The sequence below is a fragment of the Ponticaulis profundi genome (genome assembly GCF_042659465.1).
Lineage (GTDB): Bacteria > Pseudomonadota > Alphaproteobacteria > Caulobacterales > Hyphomonadaceae > Ponticaulis > Ponticaulis profundi.
Window position 1 is genome coordinate 2,501 of the sequence record NZ_JBHSSW010000020.1, and the last position, 2,500, is coordinate 5,000.

A 2,500-nucleotide genomic window follows, 5' to 3' on the forward strand; every position below is an offset into this window, starting at 1 on the left:
CACCAGGTACTTACTGGACTCGTTGAAGAAACAAGTTCCAACTCACAAGTTGGTCTATTCTATTTTACATCGTGAAGAAGGGTTTGTCCGGCGCCGGTAGAGGCGTTGATTCCTGAGGGCAAACCTGCTGACAACAAAACATTGTCTGACTGACAACCGTGTGTGGCGGTGCTTTCACCACCACGCATGGGTTTTTTAAAGCAATCAAGTGCCAAAGGGCATCTGGTGGATGTCTTGGCGGTAAGAGGCGATGAAGGACGTGGCACGCTGCGATAAGCTGTGGGGAGGTGCGAGCACCCTTTGATCCACAGACCTCCGAATGGGGAAACCCACCTCCGAGATGATTATTATTTCCTGGCCCTCGGGCCGGGTCTTACTAATCATTTCATTAGTGAGGTATTTCACACTGAATACATAGGTGTTGAAAAGCGAACGCGGGGAATTGAAACATCTAAGTACCCGTAGGAAAAGAAATCAAACGAGATTCCCTTAGTAGTGGCGAGCGAACGGGGACCAGGCCTGAAGTCAATTAAACAGGAAGCGGATGGGAAGCCGCGCCATAGTGGGTGATAGCCCCGTACTGGTAAAAAAGACTTCGTTAGAGTAGGGCGGGACACGTGAAATCCTGTCTGAATATGGGGGGACCACCCTCCAAGCCTAAATACTCCTTACCGACCGATAGTGAACAAGTACCGTGAGGGAAAGATGAAAAGCACCCCGATGAGGGGAGTGAAACAGTCCCTGAAACCGGATGCCTACAAGCAGGGGGAGCGCAAGTGACCCCGTACCTTTTGTATAATGGGTCAGCGACTTAGTATAGCGAGCAAGCTTAAGCCGTTAGGTGGAGGCGAAGCGAAAGCGAGTCTGAATAGGGCGTCGAGTTCGTTGTATTAGACCCGAAGGCAGATGATCTAGATATGGGCAGGCTGAAGGTGGGGTAACACCCACTGAAGGGCCGAACCGTTGAACGTTGAAAAGTTCTCGGATGACCTGTGTCTAGGGGTGAAAGGCCAATCAAATCTGCTGATAGCTGGTTCTCCGCGAAATCTATTTAGGTAGAGCGTCGAGTGAATACCTCTGGGGGTAGAGCACTGGATGGGCTATGGGGGCTCACCGCCTTACTGATCCTAACCAAACTCCGAATACCAGAGAGTACTGCTCGGCAGACACACGGCGGGTGCTAACGTCCGTCGTGGAGAGGGAAACAACCCTGACCACCAATTAAGGTCCCCAAGTAATGGCTAAGTGGTAAAGCATGTGGAAGTGCTGAGACAATCAGGAGGTTGGCTTAGAAGCAGCCATCCTTTAAAGAAAGCGTAACAGCTCACTGATCAAGCGCTTCTGCGGCGAAAATGTAACGGGGCTAAAGCCATTCACCGAAATTGTGGGCTCGTAAGAGCGGTAGCGGAGCGTTCCGTAAGTCTGTGAAGGTGAACTGTAAGGTTTGCTGGAGATATCGGAAGTGAGAATGCTGACATGAGTAGCGATAAAGCGGGTGAGAGACCCGCTCGCCGAAAGTCCAAGGGTTCCTGCGTAAAGCTAATCTGCGCAGGGTTAGCCGGCCCCTAAGGCGAGGCCGAAAGGCGTAGTCGATGGGAACCACGTTAATATTCGTGGGCCATGTGAGATGTGACGGATTTCGAAAGTCGTCAATCCTTATTGGATTGGTTTGGCGGCCTGGAAGTCCCTGGAAATAGCCTCACTATAGACCGTACCCTAAACCAACACAGGTGGACAGGTAGAGCATACCAAGGCGCTTGAGAGAACTATGTTGAAGGAACTCGGCAAATTACCTCCGTAACTTCGGGAGAAGGAGGCCTCATCTCTGGGCAACCAGTTGTGAGGGGCACAACCCAGGGGGTTGCGACTGTTTATCAAAAACACAGGGCTCTGCGAAGCCGCAAGGCGACGTATAGGGTCTGACGCCTGCCCGGTGCCGGAAGGTTAAAAGGAGGAGTGCAAGCTCCGAATTGAAGCCCCGGTGAACGGCGGCCGTAACTATAACGGTCCTAAGGTAGCGAAATTCCTTGTCGGGTAAGTTCCGACCTGCACGAATGGCGTAACGACTTCCCCACTGTCTCCAACATAGACTCAGCGAAATTGAATTCCCCGTGAAGATGCGGGGTACCCGCGGTCAGACGGAAAGACCCTGTGAACCTTTACTGCAGCTTCTCAGTGGCATTAACGACGATATGTGTAGGATAGGTGGGAGGCTTTGAAGCATCAGCGCCAGCTGGTGTGGAGCCATCCTTGAAATACCACCCTTATTTTCGTTGATGTCTAACCGCGCCCCTGGATGGGGCCGGGACCCTGGGTGGCGGGCAGTTTGACTGGGGCGGTCGCCTCCCAAAGCGTAACGGAGGCGCGCGATGGTAAGCTCAAGCCGGTCGGACATCGGCTGTTGAGTGCAATGGCATAAGCTTGCCTGACTGCGAGACTGACAAGTCGAGCAGAGACGAAAGTCGGTCATAGTGATCCGGTGGTCCTGAGTGGAAGGGCC

1 tRNA gene and 1 rRNA gene (both cut by a window edge) are annotated in these 2,500 nt (G+C 52.8%); both read left to right on the forward strand.

Features of this window, described 5'->3' with window-relative positions:
• A tRNA-Ala gene (locus ACFQDM_RS13390) sits at positions 1-5 on the forward strand (it extends 71 nt beyond the left edge of the window).
• Between the two features lie 197 nt (positions 6-202).
• A 23S ribosomal RNA gene (locus tag ACFQDM_RS13395) occupies positions 203-2,500 on the forward strand; it runs 469 nt beyond the window's last position.